General features: G+C 71.3%; 18 protein-coding genes. 8 read left to right on the forward strand and 10 right to left on the reverse strand.

Annotation, left to right across the window (positions count from 1 at the left end; all coding sequences use genetic code 11):
- Positions 1–39 precede the first annotated feature (39 nt).
- The 4 genes from AC07AG_RS08770 to AC07AG_RS08785 are packed head-to-tail and all read right to left on the reverse strand — an operon-like array spanning position 40 to position 4,717.
- The gene (locus tag AC07AG_RS08770) at positions 40–1,680 is read right to left on the reverse strand and encodes a (2,3-dihydroxybenzoyl)adenylate synthase (protein WP_478753241.1); all 1,641 of its coding nucleotides are present in this window, start codon (positions 1,678–1,680) and stop codon (positions 40–42) included.
- A complete protein-coding gene (gene dhbC, locus AC07AG_RS08775; RefSeq protein ID WP_478753243.1) occupies positions 1,677–2,897 on the reverse strand; it encodes an isochorismate synthase DhbC in 1,221 nt (406 codons plus the stop codon). The genes AC07AG_RS08770 and dhbC overlap by 4 nt, the downstream gene beginning before the upstream one ends.
- 39 nt (positions 2,898–2,936) lie before the next feature.
- Entirely contained in the window at positions 2,937–3,731 is a 795-nt protein-coding gene (locus AC07AG_RS08780; protein ID WP_478753245.1) for a 2,3-dihydro-2,3-dihydroxybenzoate dehydrogenase, read from the reverse strand.
- The gene (locus tag AC07AG_RS08785) at positions 3,728–4,717 is read right to left on the reverse strand and encodes an ABC transporter substrate-binding protein (protein ID WP_478753247.1); all 990 of its coding nucleotides are present in this window, start codon (positions 4,715–4,717) and stop codon (positions 3,728–3,730) included. The genes AC07AG_RS08780 and AC07AG_RS08785 overlap by 4 nt, the downstream gene beginning before the upstream one ends.
- Before the next feature lie 226 nt (positions 4,718–4,943).
- Between AC07AG_RS08785 and AC07AG_RS08790 the strand changes: the two genes are divergently transcribed.
- Genes AC07AG_RS08790 through AC07AG_RS08800 form a run of 3 tightly spaced genes read left to right on the forward strand, consistent with a single transcriptional unit; the run spans position 4,944 to position 7,907 of the window.
- Positions 4,944–5,963, forward strand: coding sequence for a FecCD family ABC transporter permease (locus AC07AG_RS08790; protein ID WP_478753945.1), 1,020 nt, complete (start codon positions 4,944–4,946; stop codon positions 5,961–5,963).
- Entirely contained in the window at positions 5,960–7,066 is a 1,107-nt protein-coding gene (locus tag AC07AG_RS08795; RefSeq protein ID WP_478753249.1) for a FecCD family ABC transporter permease, read from the forward strand. The genes AC07AG_RS08790 and AC07AG_RS08795 overlap by 4 nt, the downstream gene beginning before the upstream one ends.
- Positions 7,067–7,070: 4 nt before the next feature.
- Positions 7,071–7,907: an ABC transporter ATP-binding protein gene (locus AC07AG_RS08800; RefSeq protein ID WP_478753251.1), complete on the forward strand. Its 837-nt coding sequence runs from the start codon at positions 7,071–7,073 to the stop codon at positions 7,905–7,907.
- Here the strand turns inward: AC07AG_RS08800 and AC07AG_RS08805 are convergent.
- The 3 genes from AC07AG_RS08805 to AC07AG_RS08815 all read right to left on the reverse strand — a co-directional run bounded on the left by AC07AG_RS08805 (position 7,885) and on the right by AC07AG_RS08815 (position 11,337).
- Positions 7,885–9,021 (reverse strand): M20 family metallopeptidase, encoded by a 1,137-nt coding sequence (locus AC07AG_RS08805; RefSeq protein WP_478753253.1) that lies wholly within the window; start codon positions 9,019–9,021, stop codon positions 7,885–7,887. The genes AC07AG_RS08800 and AC07AG_RS08805 overlap by 23 nt on opposite strands.
- Before the next feature lie 64 nt (positions 9,022–9,085).
- Positions 9,086–10,480 (reverse strand): vWA domain-containing protein, encoded by a 1,395-nt coding sequence (locus AC07AG_RS08810; protein ID WP_478753255.1) that lies wholly within the window; start codon positions 10,478–10,480, stop codon positions 9,086–9,088.
- Positions 10,477–11,337 carry an AAA family ATPase gene (locus AC07AG_RS08815; RefSeq protein WP_478753946.1) on the reverse strand — a complete coding sequence of 287 codons (861 nt, stop codon included), beginning with the start codon at positions 11,335–11,337 and terminating at the stop codon, positions 10,477–10,479. The genes AC07AG_RS08810 and AC07AG_RS08815 overlap by 4 nt, the downstream gene beginning before the upstream one ends.
- A gap of 189 nt (positions 11,338–11,526) precedes the next feature.
- On the opposite strand from AC07AG_RS08815, the gene AC07AG_RS08820 reads away from it, so the two are divergent.
- The 3 genes from AC07AG_RS08820 (at position 11,527) to AC07AG_RS08830 (ending at position 13,743) form a co-directional block, all read left to right on the forward strand.
- Positions 11,527–12,024, forward strand: a complete 498-nt coding sequence (locus tag AC07AG_RS08820) for a winged helix-turn-helix transcriptional regulator (RefSeq protein ID WP_478753257.1) — start codon at positions 11,527–11,529, stop codon at positions 12,022–12,024.
- A gap of 91 nt (positions 12,025–12,115) precedes the next feature.
- Positions 12,116–12,649 carry an SRPBCC family protein gene (locus tag AC07AG_RS08825; protein ID WP_478753258.1) on the forward strand — a complete coding sequence of 178 codons (534 nt, stop codon included), beginning with the start codon at positions 12,116–12,118 and terminating at the stop codon, positions 12,647–12,649.
- A complete protein-coding gene (locus AC07AG_RS08830) occupies positions 12,649–13,743 on the forward strand; it encodes an LLM class flavin-dependent oxidoreductase (RefSeq protein WP_478753260.1) in 1,095 nt (364 codons plus the stop codon). The genes AC07AG_RS08825 and AC07AG_RS08830 overlap by 1 nt, the downstream gene beginning before the upstream one ends.
- Here the strand turns inward: AC07AG_RS08830 and AC07AG_RS08835 are convergent.
- Positions 13,649–14,839 (reverse strand): methyltransferase, encoded by a 1,191-nt coding sequence (locus AC07AG_RS08835; RefSeq protein WP_478753262.1) that lies wholly within the window; start codon positions 14,837–14,839, stop codon positions 13,649–13,651. The genes AC07AG_RS08830 and AC07AG_RS08835 overlap by 95 nt on opposite strands.
- Positions 14,840–15,197: 358 nt before the next feature.
- On the opposite strand from AC07AG_RS08835, the gene qcrB reads away from it, so the two are divergent.
- Both qcrB and AC07AG_RS08845 read left to right on the forward strand, forming a co-directional pair.
- The gene (qcrB, locus tag AC07AG_RS08840; RefSeq protein WP_478753264.1) at positions 15,198–16,847 is read left to right on the forward strand and encodes a cytochrome bc1 complex cytochrome b subunit; all 1,650 of its coding nucleotides are present in this window, start codon (positions 15,198–15,200) and stop codon (positions 16,845–16,847) included.
- 84 nt (positions 16,848–16,931) lie between these two features.
- Complete coding sequence (locus tag AC07AG_RS08845; protein ID WP_478753266.1) at positions 16,932–17,792, forward strand: metallophosphoesterase family protein; 861 nt, start codon at positions 16,932–16,934, stop codon at positions 17,790–17,792.
- Here AC07AG_RS08845 and AC07AG_RS08850 read toward each other — a convergent pair whose 3' ends face one another.
- Together AC07AG_RS08850 and AC07AG_RS08855 are read right to left on the reverse strand one after the other, a co-directional pair.
- Complete coding sequence (locus AC07AG_RS08850; RefSeq protein ID WP_478753268.1) at positions 17,793–18,770, reverse strand: ADP-ribosylglycohydrolase family protein; 978 nt, start codon at positions 18,768–18,770, stop codon at positions 17,793–17,795. It abuts the gene before it with no gap.
- Positions 18,767–21,010: a terpene synthase family protein gene (locus tag AC07AG_RS08855; RefSeq protein WP_478753270.1), complete on the reverse strand. Its 2,244-nt coding sequence runs from the start codon at positions 21,008–21,010 to the stop codon at positions 18,767–18,769. Before AC07AG_RS08855 ends, AC07AG_RS08850 begins: the two co-directional genes overlap by 4 nt.
- Between the last annotated feature and the right edge of the window lie 75 nt (positions 21,011–21,085).

A 21,085-nucleotide genomic window follows, 5' to 3' on the forward strand; every position in this document is an offset into this window, starting at 1 on the left:
GCCGCCGGGCAGGGGTCAGCTGCCCGCAGCGGGCGGAGGTCAGCCGCCCGGAGCGGCGGCGGTCGTCCGCTGGTCCTTCTTGCTGATCTTGCCGATGCCGGTCTGCGGGAAGGCGGTCACGAACTCGACCCGGTCGGGGACCTTGTACGCGGCGAGCCCGCGCTCCCGCACGAACTTCTTGATGATGACGGGCTTCAGCGGTTCGGCGTCGGCGCGCAGGATCACGTACGCGAGGGTCCGCTCGCCCAGGTACTCGTCGGGGACGGCGACGACCGACACGTCATGGACGTGCGGGTGGGCGAGGATGATGTTCTCGACCTCCTCCGGCGCGATCTTCTCGCCGCCGCGGTTGATCTGGTCCTTCGCCCGGCCCTCCACCACCAGATGCCCGGTGGGGGTGCGGCTCACGATGTCGCCGGTGCGGTAGAAGCCGTCGGCGGTGAACGAGCGCGTGTTGTGCTCGGGGGCGCGCCAGTAGCCGCGGATGGTGTACGGGCCGCGGGTCAGCAGATGGCCCGCCTGGCCCTCCGGCACGTCCTGGTCGAGGTCGTCGACGATGCGGATCTCGTCGTCCGGGGAGATCGGACGGCCCTGCGTGGTGACGATGGTCTCCGCGGGGTCGTCCAGACGCGTGTAGTTGACCAGGCCCTCGGCCATCCCGAAGACCTGCTGCAGGGTGCAGCCGAGCGCGGGGGCGACACGGCGCGCGGCCGACTCGCTGAACTTCGCGCCGCCCACGAGGAGCACCTCCAGGCTGGAGATGTCGTACGGGGTGGAGCGCCCCGCGTCCGTCCAGACCAGGGCGAGCGGCGGGACGAGACCGGTGATCGTCACGCGCTCGCGCTCGATGAGGGGGAACGCGGTGTCCGGGTCGGGCTGCGGGCACATCACGACACGGCCGCCCGCGTAGAACAGACCCAGCGAACCGGGCGACGACAGCGGGAAGTTGTGGGCGGCGGGCAGCGCGACGAGGAAGACGGAGTCCTCCGTCACGCCACAGATCTCGTTCGAGCCCCACAGCGAGTACATGTAGTCGTCGTGGGTGCGGGGGATCAGCTTGGGCACGCCGGTGCTGCCGCCCGACAGCTGGAGGAACGCGAGGTCGGACGGCTCGGGGCCGTCGATCTCGACCGGCTCGCGCGGCACGTCGGCCAGGGCCGTGTGCTCGCCCGGCTCGCCCACCACGAACACGTCGCGCAGCGTGGGCACTTCGGCGCGGATCTTCGATGCGAGGTCACGGTGGTCGAAGCCGCCGACCCGGTCCTGGATGACGTAGGCGACGGCCTCGGTGAACTCGCAGAAGTAGTGGATCTCCGTCTCGCGGTGAGCGGGCAGCGCGAAGACCGGCAGGGCGCCGATCCGGAAGAGCGCGAAGATCACCTCGAAGAACTCGGCGACGTTCGGCAGCTGGACGACGACCCGGTCGCCCTTGGTGATGCCGCGGGCGATGAACCCTGCGGCCAACTGGTCGGCGCGTACGTCGAGTTCGCCGTACGTCCAGTTCCGGTCCCCGTCGGTGATCGCGACCCGGGCGGGGTGTGCCTCGGCCCGCTCGCGGAGCATGCCGCCGAACGTCTCGCCGCGCCAGTAGCCCGCGGCGCGATAGCGCTCGGCGAAGACCTCCGGGATGGGCGGCGCGTCTTGGCGGCTGTCCGCCCCAAGGCTGTCCGTCGTCGTCATCGGTCGACCCCCACCGCATCCAGGAACGTACGGAACTTGGCGCCCGTCTCGGCCCGTTCGGCCTCGGGCGAGGAGTCGGCCACGACGCCCGCGCCCGCGAAGAGCCGCAGCTGTCCGCCGCCGCTCCGTGTCTCCTCGGCCTCCGCGCAGCGGATGGTGACGACCCACTCGCCGTCGCCGCGCGCGTCGCTCCATCCCACCATGCCGGTGTAGTGCCCGCGGTCGAAGGGCTCGAGCTCGCCGATCACGCCACGGGCGTGCCCGGTAGGGGTACCGCAGACCGCCGGAGTCGGGTGCAGGGCGGATGCCAACTCCAGTGCGGAGGTGGTCGGTTCGGCCAGCTCGCCGGTGACGGTCGTCGACAGGTGCCACATGGTGGCGGTGCGGACCAGGGTGGGCCGCTCCGGAACGTCGAGGTCGCCGCAGAACGGGGCGAGTGCCTTGTGCACGGCGTCCACGACGACGGCGTGCTCGTGCAGGTCCTTCGCCGATTCGAGCAGCGCGGCGGCCCGGCGCACGTCCTCGGCGAGGTCCGCCGAGCGGGGCGTCGAACCGGCGAGAGGGTTGGCCGTCAGGCGGTTGCCGTGCCGGGACACGAGCAGCTCGGGGCTCGCGCCCATGAGGGTGCGGCCCGCGCCCGTGGGCACGGCGAAGGAGTAGCCGCGCGGGTCGCGCCGTGCCAGGCGCTGGAGCATCGCGGGCAGGTCGAGCGGGCTGTCCGTGGACAGCTCCAGGGTGCGGGCGAGGACGACCTTGTCGAACTCGCCGCTCTTCATGCGCGCCACGGCGGCCTCGACCGACGCGGCGTACTGAGCGCCCGACGGGACCTCGCGCAGCTGCCAGCCGCCGGCCGTGGCGGGCGGGGGAGTGGGCAGCGCGACGAGCGGGTCGGTGCGCAGCGCGGGCGCCCAGCGGGCCGCCTCGGGCACGGCGAGCACGGCGGGCGCGGTGGGGTCGAAGGGGATGGAGCCCACCACGATCGGGGCCTGGTTGCCCGCGCGTCGCTGCGCGTCGAGGGTGGCGGTGACCCGCTCCGTCAACGGCCGCTCGTCGTGCGGTACTTCGGCGGCCGTGCCGTGGGCGAGGAGGGTGCGGGTGGGCGACGCGAAGAACCGGGTGTCGCCGGGTCGGTAGGCGTCGAGCAGCGCGGTCGCCGCGCCGACGGCCCCGGGGGTGGTGGGGGCGGCGACTGCGACCACGTCGTTGGGGGGTGTCACGGATGACTCCTCGTCAAGTAGGGGAGGGCGGCGCGGCTTTCAGGCGCGCAGGGTGGCGCCGCCGTCCACGTACAGGTCGTGCAGGGTGATGTGCCGGGCCCGGTCGGAGACCAGGAAGGTGACCGCGTCGGCGATGTCGGCGGGATCGGCGATCCGGCCGAGCGGGATGCCGACCCGGTACGAGGACGGGTCGCCGTCGATGACCCGGGCGGCGGCCTCGTCGTGGTCGCCGGTCCACAATTGCCGCTGCATGTCGGTGTGGGTGGATCCCGGCGAGACGACGTTGCAGCGCACGCCGTCGCGGGCGACCTCAAGACCGAGACATTTGGTGAACATCGTGGCGGCGGCCTTGGACGCGGCGTACGCGGCCATCTGGGTGCGGGGCACCCCGGCGGCGTTCGAACCGACCGTCACGATGGAACCCTTGCCCCGCGCCGTCATGCGGCGGGCCGCGGCGCGCGAGGTGTGGAAGACGCCGTTCGTGTTGACGGCGAAGGTGTCCGCCCAGTCGGTGTCGGTGAGTTCGACGACCGGGGCGGGCCTGAGGATGCCCGCCACATTGACGAGGATGTCCAACGGCCCCACGGTGCGCTCGACTTCGTCGAACGCCGCGTCCACGGCGGCCGAGTCGGTGACGTCGAGGACCATGCCGGTGATGCGGCCGCCCCGAGTCACCTGTGCCTGCTCCTTGACGTCGGGCGACCGGTCGGCGGCGACGACCCGCGCGCCGCGCTCGGCGAGCGCGCGGGCCACGGCCTGTCCGATCCCCCGGCCCGCGCCGGTGACCAGGGCCACCCGTCCCGCGAGCTCGAGGTCGGCTATGCCGGACGTCACTTGCCCATCGCCTTCTCGACGTCCTCAAGGACGGAGACGGCGGCCTGCGGGCCGCCCAGGCTGGTCCACTTCGAGCCGTCGATCTCGGTGGTGTGGTCCTTCTTGACCGCGTCGAGCTGCTTGTACGCGGCCTTGCCCTTCAGCTCCTTGAAGAGGTCGGCGTCCGGGCCCGCGGAGGCGAGTGTGCCGATGAACAGCCAGTCGGCGTCGATCTGCTTCAGGTCCTCGTCGCTGAGCGGCGTCGAGTGGCCCTCGCCCTTCTTGTTCTGGATGCCGGGTCGCTTGAAGCCGAGGTCCTTGAGGACGTCGGAGATGAACACGCCCTGCTGCATGACGGCGGTGCCCTTGGCGGAGTAGCGCGCCACGGAGACGCTCGCGCCCGCGTTGTCGCCGAGGTTCTTCTTCGCGGCGGCGGCCTTGGTGTCGTAGTCCTTGAGGAACGCGGTCGCCTCGTTGGACTTGCCGAGCACCTCGCCGGTGATCTCCAGGGACTTCTTCCAGTCCTTGGTTCTGTCGATCGTGACGACCGTCGGGGCTATCGCCTTGAGCTGCTTGAGCACCTGCTGGTCGGCGAGCTGGCCCGCGAGGATGACGTCCGGCTTGGCCTGCAGGACCTTCTCGATGTCGGGTCCGGTGACCGCGCCCACGACGGGGATGTCCTTGGCCTGGTCGTTCAGGTACTCGGGGGCGCCCTTCTGGCCGCGGCCCGCGGAGAGGCCGACGGGCTTGACCTTCAGGGCGAGGGCGGAGTCCAGGTCCATCTCGCTCAGCGCGATGACCTTCTCCGGATTGGCCGGAACCTTTACCTCCGCACCGGAGGCGTCGGTGACGGTGACGTCCTTCGCGGCGTTTTTGGCCTTGTCGCCCGATCCGGAGCCGTTGTCGTCGGACGAGTCCGAACCGCAGGCGGAGAGGGTGAGCGCGGAGGCCAGAGTGAGGGCCGCAACCGCGGTCAGCCGGGTGCGCGGGGAGTGGTTCGAGGACATGTCCGTGATCTCCATGCTTCTGTAGTCCGGGGGTCAGGCCGGACATAAGGGTTATCCCTGGCCGTGTCAGGGCATGGCGAATCGGCCCTGAATGAACAGGGAGTTCGGCCACACCCCGAACCGGGGCTCCAGGTCAAGGTTAGGTTAGGCTAACTTCATGTTGGTTGCGCAAGAGGGGCGGGTCCCAACGTCCGGATCCAGACCTCCGATACCGGGCTTGGCGAAGATGCATCGCCCCACGCTGTGGGCGGCTGCCGCCCTTGTTGTCCTGCTTCTGCTGCTCGGCCTCCTCTCGCTCCTGGTCGGGTCGGGGGCGACGCCGATGGGCCGTGCCTGGGACTTCCTCACCGGGGATCCGTCGGCGCGGGCCGACGCCCAGATCCGGCTCGCCGTGATGGACGTACGCCTTCCGCGTACGCTCGCCGGCGCCCTGGTCGGCGTCGCCCTCGGCGCCGCGGGCTGCCTCCTGCAGGCGGTCACCCGCAACCCGCTCGCCGAGACGGGCCTCCTCGGGGTCAACTCGGGCGCGGCGCTGGGCGTTGTGATCGGTCTCACGTACTTCGAAGTGACCTCGGCGTACGGCGTGTTGGTGTGGGCCCTGGTCGGCGGCATGGCCGCGAGCGCGGTGGTGCTCCTGCTCGCCGCGTCCGGGCGGGCCGCGGGCTCGCCACTGCGGCTCGTCCTCGCCGGATCGGCGCTCGGTGCGACCTTCCACGGCATGACCTCGTACGTCCTGCTCGGCACGCAGTCGACCTTCGACACCTACCGCTACTGGACCATCGGTTCGCTGGCCGGCATCAAGACCTCCGAGACGTACCCCCTGATCCCGCTGATCGCGGCCGGCCTCCTGATCGCCTTCTGCTGCGTACGGCCGCTGTCCGCCCTCGCACTCGGCGATGACAGCGCACGCTCGCTCGGCCACCACCCGGGGCGGATCCGCCTGATCGTCGCGGCGGCGGTGACGCTCCTCGCGGGCTCCGCGGTCGCACTCGCGGGACCCATCGCCTTCCTCGGCCTGCTCGCCCCGTACGCCGCGCGCGCTGTCACAGGTCCCCGGATGGCGGGCCAGTTGGTGCTCTCCGCGCTGGTCGCGGCAAACGTCATGATCGCCGCCGACCTGCTCGCCAGGGTCGTGATCCGCCCCTGGGAGACCCCCGTGAGCGTGCTTCTCGCCTTCATCGGCGGCCCGTTGCTGATCTGGATCGCACGGTCGCAGCGGATGTCCACGGCGGGGGTCGCCGCGTGAGTACCCACGAGACACCGGAGGCAGGGGTTCCGGAGGCGGTGCAGGTGGCCCCGGCCGACATCACCCCGCCCGACTCCACCGCCGTACGCGTCGGCGCCTTCTCCTGGCTCTTCCCCTACCGCAGCGCCCTCGCCGCCGTCGGGCTCACGCTGGTCATCGCGGCGGTCGTCTCGCTCGCCACCTTCGCGAGCTCCACCGGGATGAGCTTCTCCGACAGCCTCTCCGGACTGCTCGGAACCGGAGACTCCGCCACCGTCATGCTGGTGCAGGACTTCCGGCTCCCGCGCATCGCGGTGGGACTCATGGTCGGCGCGGCGCTCGGCATCGCCGGGTGCCTGACCCAGACGCTCGCCGGTAACCGCCTCGCCACCCCCGACATCATCGGCGTCAACGAAGGCGCCACCGCGGCCGTCGTCGCCTCCGTCGTCGGCTCGTCCACCGGCATGATCGGCGACTGGTGGCTCGGGCCGCTCGGTGCCGCCGCCGCGGCCATGGTGGTCGTCGCCTGCGCGGGCGGCGCGGGCAGCGGGGGATACCGGATCCTCGTCGTCGGCATCGGCGTCTCCACCGTCATCGGCGCCGTCACCGACCTCGTCATGTCCCGCGAGAACGACAACACCGCGGGCGGCGTCTTCCTCTGGACCGTCGGCTCGCTCAGCGGCCGCGACTGGAGCGTCGGCACGCCCCTGTCGCTCGTCCTGCTCGTCCTCGTCCCGCTCTCCCTCGTCGCGGGCAGCCGCCTCCAACTCCTGCGGTTCGACGACGACATGGCGTCCACCCTCGGCGTCAACGTCCGCCGCGTCCGCGCCGTGACCCTCGCGCTCGCCGTCGCCCTGTCCGGTGTGGCCGTCGGCATCGGGGGCCCGATCGCGTTCGTCGCGCTCGCCGCACCCGTCGTCGCCACCCGGCTGAGCGGCCCGACCCGTGTCCCGGTCATCGGCTCGGCCCTCGTCGGTGCGGCCCTCGTGGGCGCCGCCGACGCGCTCGGCCGCGTCGTCGCCCCCGTGGAGATCCCCGTCGGCGTCATCACCAGCGTCCTTGGCGGACCCTTCCTCCTGTGGGTCCTCTTCGGCAAGAACTCCGAGCAGACCGGAAAGGCCTGACCCCGTGCAACTGACCGTCGAGGCGCTCACCTCCGGCTACCCCGGCCACACGGCCGCCGTGGACGGCGTCGACCTGACCATCCCCAGCGGACAGGTCGCCGCCATCGTCGGCCCCAACGGCTGCGGAAAGTCGACGCTCCTGCGTTCCATGTCCCGCCTCCACAAGCCGAGTTCGGGCACGGTGCACGCGGGGGACGAGGACGTGTGGCGGCTCACCCAGCGCCGCGCCGCCCATCGCATCGCGCTGCTCGCCCAGTCGCCGCAGGCCCCCGAGGCGGTCACCGTGGCCGGACTCGTCCGCTACGGCCGCCACCCCCACCAGGGCCTGTTCCGCCAGTGGTCGCGCGAGGACGAGGCCGCCGTGCGCGGGGCACTCGAAGCGACCGGCACCACGGAGCTCGCCACGCGGCGCCTCGACCACCTCTCCGGCGGTCAGCGCCAGCGGTGCTGGCTTGCGATGGTCCTCGCGCAGGAGACGCCGATCGTGCTCCTCGACGAGCCGACCAGCGCCCTGGACCTCGGGCACGCCGTCGAAGTCCTCTCCCTGGTACGGGAGGTGGCCGCGGCGGGGCGCACCGTCGTCATGGTCCTGCACGACCTCGCGAGCGCGGCCCGCTACGCCGACACGGTCATCGCCATGAACGCGGGCAAGATCGTCGCGAACGGCCCGGCGCGCGAGGTGGTGACCGCCGAGCTGGTCAAGGAGCTGTACGGGATCGACGCGGACATCCTCCAGGCGCCGGGCGACGGCTCGCCGGTGGTCGTGCCGTCCGCAAAGGCGACCACCGCGGCGACCACTACGGCGACCACGACGGCGACTACGAAATCGCCGACCGGCTGACGGCGAAGTCCGCGGCCGTCCACGCGAGCCCCACGGCCCCGTCGATCAGGGCCTGTTCGGCGAGGGGCGTGGCGGCCGCGGCGGCGAACTCCGGCTGGTGCGGGCCGCAGCCGCCCCCGCTGATGTCGAGGACGGGGTGGATCGAGGGCACGACGTGCGAGACGTTGCCCATGTCCGTGGACGCGAAGGGCCCGCGCCGCTGCGGCTCGGGCCGCCCCAGGGCGCGCGCGTTCGCCTCCCACAGCGCGACGAGACCGGCGTCCGACCGGAAGTCGAGATAGTCGGGCGCGGGCTGCTCGAGCTCCACCGTGCACCCGGCAGCGAGCGCCCCCGCCCGGAAGCAGTCCGCCACCCGCTCCCGCAGCTCGCGCAGTTCCTCCACCGAAGGCGTCCGCAGCGCGTACGCCGCGCTTGCCCGCTCGGGAATCGCGTTGAGCGCCGTCCCGGCCTCGGTGGTGATGCCGTGCACCTTCCAGTCCCCGGGCAGTTGCTGTCGCAACAGCCCGAGCGCCACCTGCGCCACGGTCAGCGCGTCGGCCGCGTTCCGCCCGTCCTGCGGGTTGAGCGTGGCGTGCGCGGACTTGCCCGTGTACGTCGCCGAGAGCGCCCCCATCGCGTACGAATGGAAGTCGGCCACCTCGAACGGGCACGGATGCACCATCATCGCCGCGTCGACCCCTTTGAAGGCCCCGGCGTCGAGCAACAGTGCCTTCCCGGCACCGCTCTCCTCGGCGGGAGTGCCCAACACCCGCACGGTCAGCCCCAGTTGATCGACGACCGGAGCAAGGCCGAGCGCGGCCCCCACGCCCGCCGCCGCGATCAGATTGTGCCCGCAGGCATGCCCCATGCCGGGCAGCGCGTCGTACTCGCAGGCCAGCGCGACGGTCACGGGCCCCGACCCCACGGTCGCCTCGAAGGCGGTCTCGAGCCCGTACGCCGGAGCGGTCACCGCGAAGCCGTGCCCGCGCAGCACGTCCGCACACCAGGCGGCGGCCTGCCGCTCCTCGAACGCGATCTCCGGATGGGCGTGGATCAGCCGACTGAGCCCGACGAGCTCATCCCGCACCTCGCCGATCCGAGCCCGGATCTCCTCCTTGAGCCCGTCGCCTGCCACGCGTCCTCCTCGCCACCACCGCCGACACCCCGTCCGGACAGCTTACGGTCGGCGGCCCGACCTCTCAGACCGGCAGCAGACGCCCGATCAGCGCACTGAGCTGCCGAGCGTTGCGGCACTCATACATCTCCACGAACTCGGCGTACGTACCGGCCGCCGAGTCGCCCGTCTGCCACTGGGCGCGGTTCTCGGGGTTGAGCCAGTACACCTTGCGGGCGCGCGAGGCGATGGTGCGCAGGGCGGGGACGTTCGGGTCGCTCATGTTCGTGCGGGCGTCGCCGAGGACGAAGACCGTGGAGCGTGCGGTGACCGCCTCGGTGTAGCGCTCGGCGAACTCGCCCAGGGAGGTGCCGTAGTCGCTGCTGCCGTGGTAGCCGGTGACCGCCGCTCCCGAGATGATGCGGCCGCCCAGGCCCTCGGGGTCGGCCGTGCCGCGCGCGATGAGGTCGGTCACCTCGTCGACGCGGTTGACGAAGGCGAAGACGCGCACCTTGCTGAACTGGTCGTGCAGCGCCTGGACCAGCAGCATCGTGAAGTTGGCGAAGCCCGCCACCGAGCCGGACACGTCGCACAGGAGGACCAGTTCGGGGCGCGCGGGGCGGCGGCGCCGCAGGACCGGGCGCATGGGGATGCCGCCCGTGGACAGCGAGCCGCGCAGTGTCCTGCGCAGGTCGATCCGGCCCCGGGCCGCACGGCGCCGGCGCGCGGCGAGGCGCGTCGCGAGTTTGCGGGCCAGCGGCTGGACCGTTCTGCGCAGTTCGTCGAGCTGGGAGCGGCCCGCGATGAGGAAGTCGACCCGGTCGGCGGTCGGGGCGACGGCCCGCCGCGCGATCTCGTCCGCGCCGCGCCGCTCGGCGACCCGGCGGCGCGCCTCGGCACGTACCGCGTCGCGGAAGTTCTCGATGCGTCGGCGGATCTCGTCGGCGGTGAGGCGGTCGGCGAAATCGTCTTCCGGGGCGCCCTGGCGGATACCGGCCAGGACGCGGGCCAGCAGGGTCTCCGGACGGAGCCGGGACAGCGTCTGGTGCGACGACCATCCGTCCGAGCCGCCTGTGCCTCCGGAGCCCGGACGTGTCCCGTATCCGCCCATGCCGTCCACCGCCTCGGCCGCCAACTGGGCAAGGAGGGCCTGGTCGTTCGCGGCGAGCGCGGCGGCCAGGCGGTCGCGCAGGTCGTCCCTGTCGAAGCCCTGCCCGGAGCGCTCAGGCATCTCCGGTGCTCCGACCCCGCGCGGGAAGTACAGGTCGAAGACCGGATCGAAGACCGGCCGCTGCCCCTCGCCGTGCAGCAGCGCGGCGGCCAGCCCCTCCCGCACCCGCTCCCGGTCGGCGAGACCGAGGGCCTCCAGTGCCTGCCCGGCGTCGACCGTCTCGCCCGTGCCGATCCGGATGCCGTGCGAGCGCAGGGCTTGTACGAGTGCGGTGAGACGCTCCGCCACCCCGCTGGCCGCCGTGGTCACACCGCGTCCAGGTCCAGCTTGGCCGCCGCCTTCAGCACGTCGTCCTGGTGCTTGAGCACGACGCCGAGACTGCTCCGTACGACGTCTTCGTCGAGGGAGTCGGCGCCGAGGGCGAGCAGCGTACGGGCCCAGTCGATCGTCTCGGCGACCGACGGCACCTTGCGCAGGTCCATCGCACGCAGCGCGCCGACCACGCGGACGACGGACCGGGCGAGCGCCTCGTCGAGCCCCGGCACCTTCAGGCGCACGATCCGGCGCTCCAGCTCCTCGTCGGGGAAGCCGATGTGGAGGAAGAGACAGCGGCGGCGCAGCGCCTCGGAGAGCTCGCGGCTCGCGTTCGACGTGAGCACGGTGAAGGGGCGGCGCGTGGCGGTGATCGTGCCCAGCTCGGGGACCGTGACCTGGAAGTCGCTCAGGACTTCCAGGAGCAGCCCTTCCACCTCGACGTCCGCCTTGTCGGTCTCGTCGATCAGGAGCACCTTCGGCTCGCTGCCGCGGATGGCGGTGAGCAGCGGGCGCGGCAGCAGGAACTCCTCGCTGAAGATGTCCGTGCGCGTCTCGTCCCACGACTCGTCGCGGCCCGCGGTGATGCGCAGGAGCTGCTTGGCGTGGTTCCACTCGTAGAGCGCGCGGGACTCGTCCACGCCCTCGTAGCACTGGAGGCGGACCAGGCGGGCGTCCGCGACCTCGGCGACGGCCTTGGCCAGCTCGGTCTTGCCGACGCCCGCCGGGCCCTCCACGAGCAGCGGCTTGCCCAGGCGGTCGGCGAGGAAGACGGTGGTGGCCACGGCCGTCGAGGCCAGATAGCCCGTTTCGGCGAGCCGCGTGGAGACATCGTCCACGGATGTGAAGAGCAACGGAGCCTCCGGGCTGATACGGAACGACGTGACGGCTCCTGCCACTTGATCAGCAGCACGGACCGTTCCACAACGGCGGCGCCGCGTTTGCGTCGAACGTCACGTGAGCGCGCCCGCACCCGCCCCGGTCTGCTGAGTCCAGTCCCGAGACCCACCGGGGTCCGTGGTCCCTTCTCGTATCCTTGCGGCATGAGGCGGACCTCCTTTGCCAACTGGCCCTGCTCCATCGCCCGCACCATGGACCTGTTGGGCGACTGGTGGACGCCGCTCGTGCTGCGCGAGGCGTTCTACGGGATCAAGCGGTTCGACGTCTTCCAGCAGGAGCTGGGCATCGCGCGCAACACCCTGACCGACCGGCTGCGGCGCCTGGTCGACGAGGGTCTGATGGAGAAGCGTGCCTATCAGAGCGAACCGGTCCGATACGACTACGTGCTCACCGAGAAGGGCCGCGACTTCTTCGGCGTGCTCGCCGTGATGAACAGCTGGGGCAACCGCTGGCTGAGCGGTGACGAGGGGGCGCCGGTCGTCTTCGAGCACGACCGCTGCGGGCACGAGGCATCGGCGGAGGTGGTCTGCGGCCACTGCAAGGAGCCGATGTCGGCCGCCGACACGCATCCGCGCCTCGGCCCCGGATACCCGCCGCGGCTGGCCGAACGCCCGGACATCCGGGACCGCTTCAGCCGCTGAACCCACCGTCCCACCGTTCCGGCCACGCCCTTGACGAGTGAGTCTATCTACGCAACTCTCGTGGTCAGCGACTACAGAGAGGCGACCCACGATGGAGTGGACAGGCGCGCGCTACGCGGACAGGCCGACGACCGAGGTGCACACACGGATCGACGCGTCACCGGAACGCGTGTGGGAGCTCGTCTCCGACATCGGCCTGATGCCCACGCTGAGCACCGAGCTGCGGTCGGTCGAGTGGCTGGACGGGGCGACCTGGCCCGTGCCCGGCGCCCGCTTCATCGGACGCAGCGAGCACGCGTCGTTCGGCGCGTGGGAGACCACGTCGTACGTGGTGGAGTGCGAGGCCCCGCGCGTGTTCGCCTGGGCGGTCGAGGATCCCGAACAGCCCAGCGCCGTCTGGCGGTTCAGCCTCCGCGCGGCGGACGACGGCGGCACGGAGCTGACCCAGTGGATGCAGATGGGGCCCGGCCGTTCGGGCCTGTCGTACGCGATCGACCGGATGCCGGAGAAGGAACAGAAGATCGTGTACGTACGGATGCGGGAGTTCGAGCAGAACATGGCGGCCACGCTGGACGCGATCAAGAAGCTGGCCGAAGGCGCCGCCTCCGGAGAGGCGGACGCGTGATGCGCACGTCGACGACCATCGAGGCGTCCGGGGCGAACTGGCGGGAGACCGTCGACTTCGTCACCGAGGCCGAGAAGCTGGGGATGGACATCTGCTGGGTCGCCGAGGCATGGGGCTCCGAAGCGCCGTCCCCGCTCGGCTACCTGGCGGCGCGCACGGAACGCATGCTGCTCGGCTCCGGCATCATCCAGCTCGCGACCCGGACCCCGGCGGCCATCGCCCGAGCGGCGATCACCCTCTCGAACATCTCCGACGGGCGCTTCGTCCTCGGGCTCGGCCCGTCCGGGCCGCAGGTGATCGAAGGCCTGCACGGAGTGCCGTTCGCCCGGCCGCTCACCCGGATGCGGGAGACCGTGGAGATCGTCCGCCAGGCGGCCACGGGGGAGAAGATCTCGTACGCGGGACGGGAGTTCACCATCCCGCTGCCCGGCGGCGAGGCCAGGCCCATGCGCCTGTCGATGCGCGCCGAGCACGAGCTGCCCATCTATCTGGCCACCCTCTCGCCCAAGATGCTGCGCCTGACCGGCGAGGTCGCCGACGGCTGGCTGGGCACCAGCTTCGTCCCCGAGGGCGCCAAGGAGGCCTACTTCGACCACCTCGACGCCGGCCTCGCCGCCTCCGGCCGCACCCGCGGCGACCTGAACATCTGCCAGGGCGCCGAGGTGGCCTTCGCCGACGACGAGGACGCGCTGCGCACGATGGTCGCGAGCCGCAAGGCGGAACTCGCCTTCAGCCTGGGCGGCATGGGCTCGGCCACCACCAACTACTACAACAACGCCTACAGCAGGCAGGGTTGGGCCGAGACCGCAGCCGAGGTCCGCACCCGCTGGCAGTCCGGCGACCGCGACGGCGCGGCGGCCCTGATCACCGACGACATGGTCCTCGCCACCACCCTCATCGGCACCGAGGACATGGTCCGCGAGCGGCTGAGGGTGTGGCGCGACGCGGGCGTGGACACGGTCCGCTTCTACCCCGCGGGCGAGAGCCTTGACGCGCGGCTCACGACCCTGGGGCGGGCGATCGGCCTGGTCCGTGAGGTGGAGGGGCAGGAGAGCGCTCCGGCCGCTGGGCCGTCAGGCGCCACAGCGACGTGACCTCGGCGGCCCGTGCCGCGTGCAGGGGGTCCGCGGGGTCGGATGCCCGGGGGTGGCGTGGCCGGGTGTCGAGGCGGGCCACGACCCGCAGGCCCGCTTCGGCGATGGCCGACGGGAGTTCGCCGGGTGCGCGCAGGCCCAGGTGTTCGGCCAGGTCCGACATGATGAGCCAGCCTTCGCCGCCGGGCAGCAGATGAGCGGCCAGGCCCGTCAGGAAGGCGTGGAGCATGGCGCCCCTGGGGTCGTAGACGCCTTGCTCCAGGGCCGAGTTGGGCTTCGCGGGGAGCCAGGGCGGGTTGCACACGACGAGGGCGGCGCGGCCCGGCGGGAAGAGTTCCGCGCCGCCTGTGATCTCCACCTGGCCGGTCAGACCGAGGCGGCTCATGTTGGCGCGGGCGCAGGTCAGCGCGCGGGGGTTGTTGTCGGTGGCCACGACGCGCCGCACGCCCCGGTGGGCGAGGACCGCGGCGAGGACGCCGGTGCCGGTGCCGAGGTCGAAGGCCGGCGCGCCGAGTGAGGCGGGGCGGGGCAGCGGTGCCCGCGCCACCAGGTCGACGTACTCGCCTCTGACCGGCGAGAACACCCCGTAGTGCGGATGGATCCGGGCGCCGATCGCGGGAACGTCCACCCCCTTGGTACGCCACTGGTGCGCGCCGAGCACACCGAGCAGCTCCCGCAGCGAGACCACCGACGGGGTCGGCAGGGGCGGGCCGTACGCCTCCTCGCAGGCTGCGCGGACGTCCGGGGCCCTGCGCAGGGCGAGCGTATGGTCCGCGCCGAGCGGCACGACGAGCCTGCCGAGCACGCGGGCCCGGTGGCCACTGGCGCGGCGCCGGAGGTGGAAGGCCGCCTGCGCGGACGAGGCCACGGGGGCCTTGCGGTCGATCCGGCGGCCCATCGCCCGCAGCAACTGGCGCGCCTGGTGGTAGTCCCCCTGCCAGAGCAGGGCGGTGCCCTCGCAGGCGAGGCGGTGGGCGGTGGACGCGTTCATGCGGTCGTCGGCCGGGACGACATGGCGGGGCGCGGGCATTCCGGACTCGGAGTGCCAGCGGGCGGTGTGCTCGGTGTCACCGTCGATCCAGTGGATCTCGGACACAAATACTCCTCAGAGAGTGAACGTGCGGGGGCACGAACAGCACTTCGACGAGGAGCGGGAGCGGTCGGCTCAGGAAAGGTGGTGCGGCTCCCGCGTCGAAGTGCGGGAGGCGTCGCCGAGCACCAGGCCGGGCACCGTGCCGAGCGTCATGACGGGCTCCTTGAGGAGAGGGACCGTGAGAGGAGTGAATGTGTCACACGGGACAGGGGCCGGGCAATCGAGTTCTCGGCCCCTTGGATCCGTCGGCCCTCCCGAGGCTGACCAGCGCGTCCGATGATCGTCAACTCCCTTTCATGCAGGGCCTGTTGGCTCCCCGAACCCCCTGATCTAGCCTGGTAGCCGCCTGAGGGGGAGACGAATGAGCGGAAACGTCGAGCACACCCGGGACAGCAAACGCCCGGCTCCGGCCGGCAAAGGGGAGCGGGTCGCCGACTGGGCGGACGGCCGCCTCGGCGTCAACACCCTGGCCAAGAGCCAGATGCGCAAGATCTTTCCCGACCACTGGTCCTTCATGTTCGGGGAGATCTGCCTCTACAGCTTCCTGATCCTGATCCTCACCGGCATCTATCTGACGCTGTTCTTCGAGCCGAGCGGATCCGAGGTCATCTACGACGGCGTCTACACGCCGCTCAAGGGCATCCAGATGACCCGGGCGTTCGAGTCCACCGTCGAGATCAGCATGGAAGTGCGCGGCGGGCTGCTGATCCGGCAGATCCACCACTGGGCCGCCATCGTCTTCGTCGCCGCCATGCTCGTGCACATGATGCGGGTGTTCTTCACCGGCGCCTTCCGCAAGCCGCGCGAGGTCAACTGGCTGTTCGGCTGGACGCTGCTGTTCCTCGGGATCATCACCGGCCTCACCGGCTACTCGCTCCCGGACGACCTGCTCTCGGGCACCGGCATCCGCTTCGCGCAGGGGGCGATCCTGTCCGTCCCGGTGGTGGGGACGTATCTCTCCTTCTTCCTCTTCGGCGGAGAGTTCCCGGGCGACGCCATCATTCCGCGGCTCTTCAGCGTCCATGTCCTGCTGCTGCCGGGGATCATGCTGGGGCTCGTCGTCGCCCACCTGATCCTGGTCTTCTACCACAAGCACACCCAGTTCGCCGGGCCGGGCAAGACCGAGAAGAACGTGGTCGGGGCGCCCTTCCTGCCCATCTACATCGCCAAGGCGGGCGGCTTCTTCTTCCTGGTCTTCGGCGTCCTGGCGATCATGGGCGCCGTCGCCACCATCAATCCCGTGTGGGTGATCGGGCCCTACCGCCCGGACCTGGTCTCCACGGGCGCTCAACCCGACTGGTATCTGGGCTTCTCCGAAGGTCTGATCCGGGTGATGCCCAGCTGGGAGATCAATGCCTGGGGGCACACGCTCGAACTGGGCGTCTTCATCCCGTTCTCGCTCTTCCCGCTGATCCTGATGGCCATCGCCGTCTATCCGTTCATCGAGGCCTGGGTCACCGGAGACAAGCGCGAGCACCACATCGCGGACCGGCCGCGCAACGCCCCGGTGCGCACCGGGCTCGGCGTGGCGTGGCTGACGCTGTTCGCCGTACTGATGGTCGGCGGCGGCAACGACATCTGGGCCACGCACTTCCATCTCTCCATCAACGGGATCACGTGGTTCGTGCGGATCGCGTGCTTCGTCGGTCCGGTGCTCGCCTTCTTCGTGACCCATCGGTGGTGCATGGGTCTGCAGCTCCGCGACCGCGAGAAGGCGCTGCACGGCCGGGAGAGCGGCACCATCAAACGTCTGCCCCACGGTGAGTTCGTGGAGGTGCATGTTCCGCTCTCGCAGGGCGAGTTGTACACCCTGACCGCACACGAGCAGCCCAAGCCGTACGAGATCGGACCCGAGGTCGACGCGCAGGGCGTGGCGCGCAAGGTCACCCGGGGCGAACGGATGCGGGCGCGCCTCGGCAAGGCCATGTACGGGCCGTCGGCGCAGGTGCCCAAGGCGACCCCCGAGGAGTATCTGGAGATCCAGCAGGGCGGCGGGGACGGGCACCACTGACGGGCCCCGCTGACGCGTCGTCCCCGCGCGCCGAACGCAGCTGATCGAGCCACGCCGCGTCAGCGCTGCGGATAGCCTCACTGAGTGACACAAGTACCTGAGAAGACGCCGAAGTTATTCGCCATCAGCGATCTGCACGTCGCGTACGACGACAACCGGAAGTTCCTCGAGTCCCTGCGCCCGGAGACCGACGAGGACTGGCTGATCGTCGCGGGGGACACCGCCGAGCGCATGGCCGACGTCGAATGGGCGATGCGCACCCTCACCGAGCGCTTCGCCAAAGTGGTGTGGACCCCGGGCAACCACGAACTGTGGACGCCCCGCGACGACCCGAACCAATTGCGCGGCGAGGCCCGCTACCGCCACCTCGTGGACCTGTGCCGCTCCCTGGGCGCCGCGACCCCGGAGGACCCCTACCCGGTGTGGCGCGGCGAGGGCGGCCCGGTCACCGTGGCGCCGCTGTTCCTGCTCTACGACTACACGTTCCGCCCCGAAGGCACGTACGCGAAGCGGGACGCGCTGGAGGCCGCACACGCGGCGGGCGTCATCTGCACCGACGAGATGCTGCTGCACCCCGACCCCTACCCGGGCCGTGACGACTGGTGCCGCGCCCGCGTGGCGTTCACCGAGGAGAAGCTCGCCCGGCGGACGCCCGGTCTGCCGACGGTGCTCATCAACCACTGGCCACTGGTGCGCGACCCCACCCGGATCCTGCACTACCCGGAGTTCGCCCTGTGGTGCGGCACCGAGCTGACCGCCGACTGGCACGTGAAGTACGAAGCGGCGGCCGTCGTCTACGGCCATCTGCACATCCCCCGCACCACCTGGCACGACGGCGTCCGCTTCCAGGAGGTCTCGGTCGGCTACCCGCGCGAGTGGAGCCGCGACTTCCACCCCGACCCGCGACTCCGCCAGATCCTGCCGGAGCCGAGCGAGGCCGGATAGTCAGTCCGTCCGGGCTGTCCGGTCCGTCCGGGGCGCGTCAAGACGGCGGGCGAGATCGACGAGGTCGGTCAGGCGCAGCGTCCGGCCCGGCTTGGCGGAGCCCGGGAGCGGGACGTGCAGGGGATCCGTCCAGCGGGCGGGGATCGCGGCGAGGCCGTAACGGGCACCGGCAAGGGCGCCGGTGACCGCGGCCACGGTGTCCGTGTCGCCGCCGAGATCGACCGCCGCGCGGACCGCGTCCTCGTACGAGTACGTGGCGCGCAGCGCCCAGACCGCCGAGCCCAGGCAGGGCCAGACGGCGCCGTTGAACTCGGTGGCGTCGTCGGGGTGCCAGTAGGGGGTCAGCGCGAGTGCGTACCGGTCGCGGTGGTCCGGGTGGACCAGGGCCAGTGTCTCCTGCAGGTGGTCGAGCGGGTCGGCGCCGTCCAGCGTCAGCCGCAGCAGCTCGTGGAAGATCGCCGTGCCTTCCCAGGCCGCATGGTCGCCGTGCGTGAGGGCGGCGATGCTGCGGGCCGCGTCCATCGTGGCCGCCCTGCCGTCGAGGGCGAAGTAGAGGGCCGCTGTCGTGGCGCGCATCAGTGAACCGTTGCCCGCGGCCCGCGTGTTGACCTGGAAGTGGACCTGGGCGGCGAGGTCCCACGGCAGCCCGTTCGTCAGGACGTCCTCCGTCTGGAGGCCGATGTCCTTGGGCTCGGCCGCCGCCCACCGCTGGAACCGGCCGAAGACGTCCGGCAGGTCGAGACCCGCGTGCGCGAGCAGCGAGTCGGCGACATGCACCGCCATCTGCGTGTCGTCCGTCGCCTCCCCGGCGTCCCAGCCGCCGCCACCGCACATCTCCCCGCCCCGGCCTGGCTCGGGGAAACGCGCGGAGAAGTCACCCGCGAGCCCGAACTCGAAGGGCGCCCCCAGCGCGTCGCCCACGGCGGATCCGACGAGGGCGCCCGCGGCGCGCTGGGCGCGGTCAGGGAGGGGACTCATAAGGGCAGGCTAATCGTCCCTTCCATCTGACGGTCGACGGCGAGCCCGAACTCCCGGAGCCAGTCCGGACGCACGGCCGCCATACCGAACCCCGACGGGGTCCGCAGCGGACCGTGCGAGAGGTACTCCTCGCGGTAGCGGCGGCAGTCGCGGTGCCAGGTGTAGATGCCCGCCATCCAGTTCTCCAGCTCGCGCACATAGCCGTCGAGGATGTCCCGCGTCTCCTGCGGCAGGTCGAAGTCGTCGTACAGGACGGGCAGTTCGTGGGCCGCGATGTGCTGGAACTGGCTCAGCCGCGACTTCATCAGGTCGTCGATGATGCCGAGCGCCGTCGGATAGTCGCAGCCGAAGAAGTTCTGCACGACGAGGATGCCGTTGTGGACCTCGCCCTCGTACTCGATCTCCTTCTGGTACGAGAAGACGTCGTTCATCAGGGCCGAGTAGTCGCTCGCCGCGTTCTCCAGGTTCTGCATCGGGCCCGTGCGGTAGATCTCCGGGGGGACCTGCGGGCCGTTGCCGAGGCGGCACAGGCTCATCGTGAGCGGGGCGCCGAAGGTGAGGCGGCGCATCTCGATGTAGTCGACGGGGTCGGGGATACGGTTCTGCGCCTGGTTGTCCAGCTCCCAGAGCCAGCTGGCCGTCATGACCTCGATGGCGGTCCGCAGCGTGCGGCGCGCCTCCTCGTCCATCGGGGCCGCGGTGCGCACCCACAGGTCGGCAAGGCCACGCTCCAGCGCGCTCGTCGGCGCCGGCATGTCCGTGAGGTCAAGCGGCATGAAGAGCGAGAGCCGGTCGTTGCAGAGCTTGGCTCCCGCGAGGTCGCGGGGCCTGCCGAAGACCACGGGGAAGTAGTCGTCGCCGTACGTCCCCCAGGTCAGCCACTGCGCGCTCAGGTCGAGGGCTTCGAGTGTCGCGTCCGGGTCGAGGCCCGCCGAGCAGAGCGGAAAGTCGTAGCCCTCCAGCTTGCGCGCGTCCCAGATGTCCGAACTCGGCACCCCGGCCTGCGGTTCGAGCATGCCCATGCGCTCCGCCCACCGGACGGTGCGCGGGCGACAGGCCTCCAGGTGCGGCGAGAGCCGGGTCTCGAACGGCAGGTCGAAGTCGGGGAGCCGCGAAGGACCGACCCGCTGGAAGGGGACATGGGTGTGGCCGCGCAGCCGCTGCGCGCCCGGGGTCGCGATCAGCGTCCTGATCCCGGCGGCCGACGTGCCGGGGCCCGTGGGACCCGCGAGCGGCGAAGGCGCGGCTCCGCCCTTGTTCATGTAGCGGCTGGACACCATGTGCCACTCGTGCCCGCCGGACTGCCAGTCCTGCAGACCCTTGGTGTACGCGAGCACGTCCGCGCACTGCTTCGGGGGCAGCCCGGTCTGCGCGAAGAGCGGGGCGAGCTCGGTCAGCGCCGTGGTCTCGAACTGCTGCATCCGCGAGGTCAGGAGGTCGTTCACGGCCTCCGCCGCCTCCTGTGTGGTGCAGTCGAGGAACTTCTCCAGGACCAGGACGCCGTTGGAGAGCTCACCCTCGTCCTCGATCTCCCGCTGGTACGAGAAGAGGTCGTTGCGCAGGTGCACGGCGTCGGAGAACGTCTCCTTGAGCACGCGCAGCGGCCTGGAACCGGCGACGGCCGAGGGGACCTCCGCGCCCGTCGCGTACTCGACGAGCCCCGCCGACCAGGGCGCGCCGCCCACCTTGCGGCGCATCTCGATGTACTCGACGGGGTTGGCGACCCGGCCCTCGTTGATGTTCGAGAGCTCCCACAGGGATTCGTTGAGCAGATTCTCCGTGCTCTCGGCGAACCGCGCCCGCCAGTCCTTGGACATGAACGGCACCGTGCGCGCCCACAGGTCCGCGAGACCCGCCTCGACGGGATTCGTCGGCTCCGGCACGGGCGCGGTCATGTCCATCGGCATGAAGGCGGGCAGCCGGTCGAGATAGGCCTTGCCGCCCTCGCGGTCCTGGGTCCGCTTGAACAGTTCGAGGAAATGGTCGTCGAAGAAGAACACCCACACGTACCAGTCGGTGATCAGGGACAGGGCGGGGCTGCCGCAGTCGGGGTGGGTGTAGGCGCACAGCAGTGCGTAGTCGTGGGCGTCAAGGTCGCGCTGTTCCCAGACGCCCGACCCCTCCAGCATCCCCATGTCGCGCGCCCACTTCCTGGAGTGCTCCCTGGCCTCTTCCACATGGGGGTTGAGGCCGGCGGGATGCACCATGTAGAAGGCGGGCAGTTCGAAGGGCTGCGGCATACGGCGTTCTCCTCGCGCGGTGGCTTACGGGCAGCGGAGCACTACCCGCGCGGAGGTGACCGATGCGGTGATCGT

The sequence above is a fragment of the Streptomyces sp. NPDC044044 genome, from assembly GCF_056434405.1.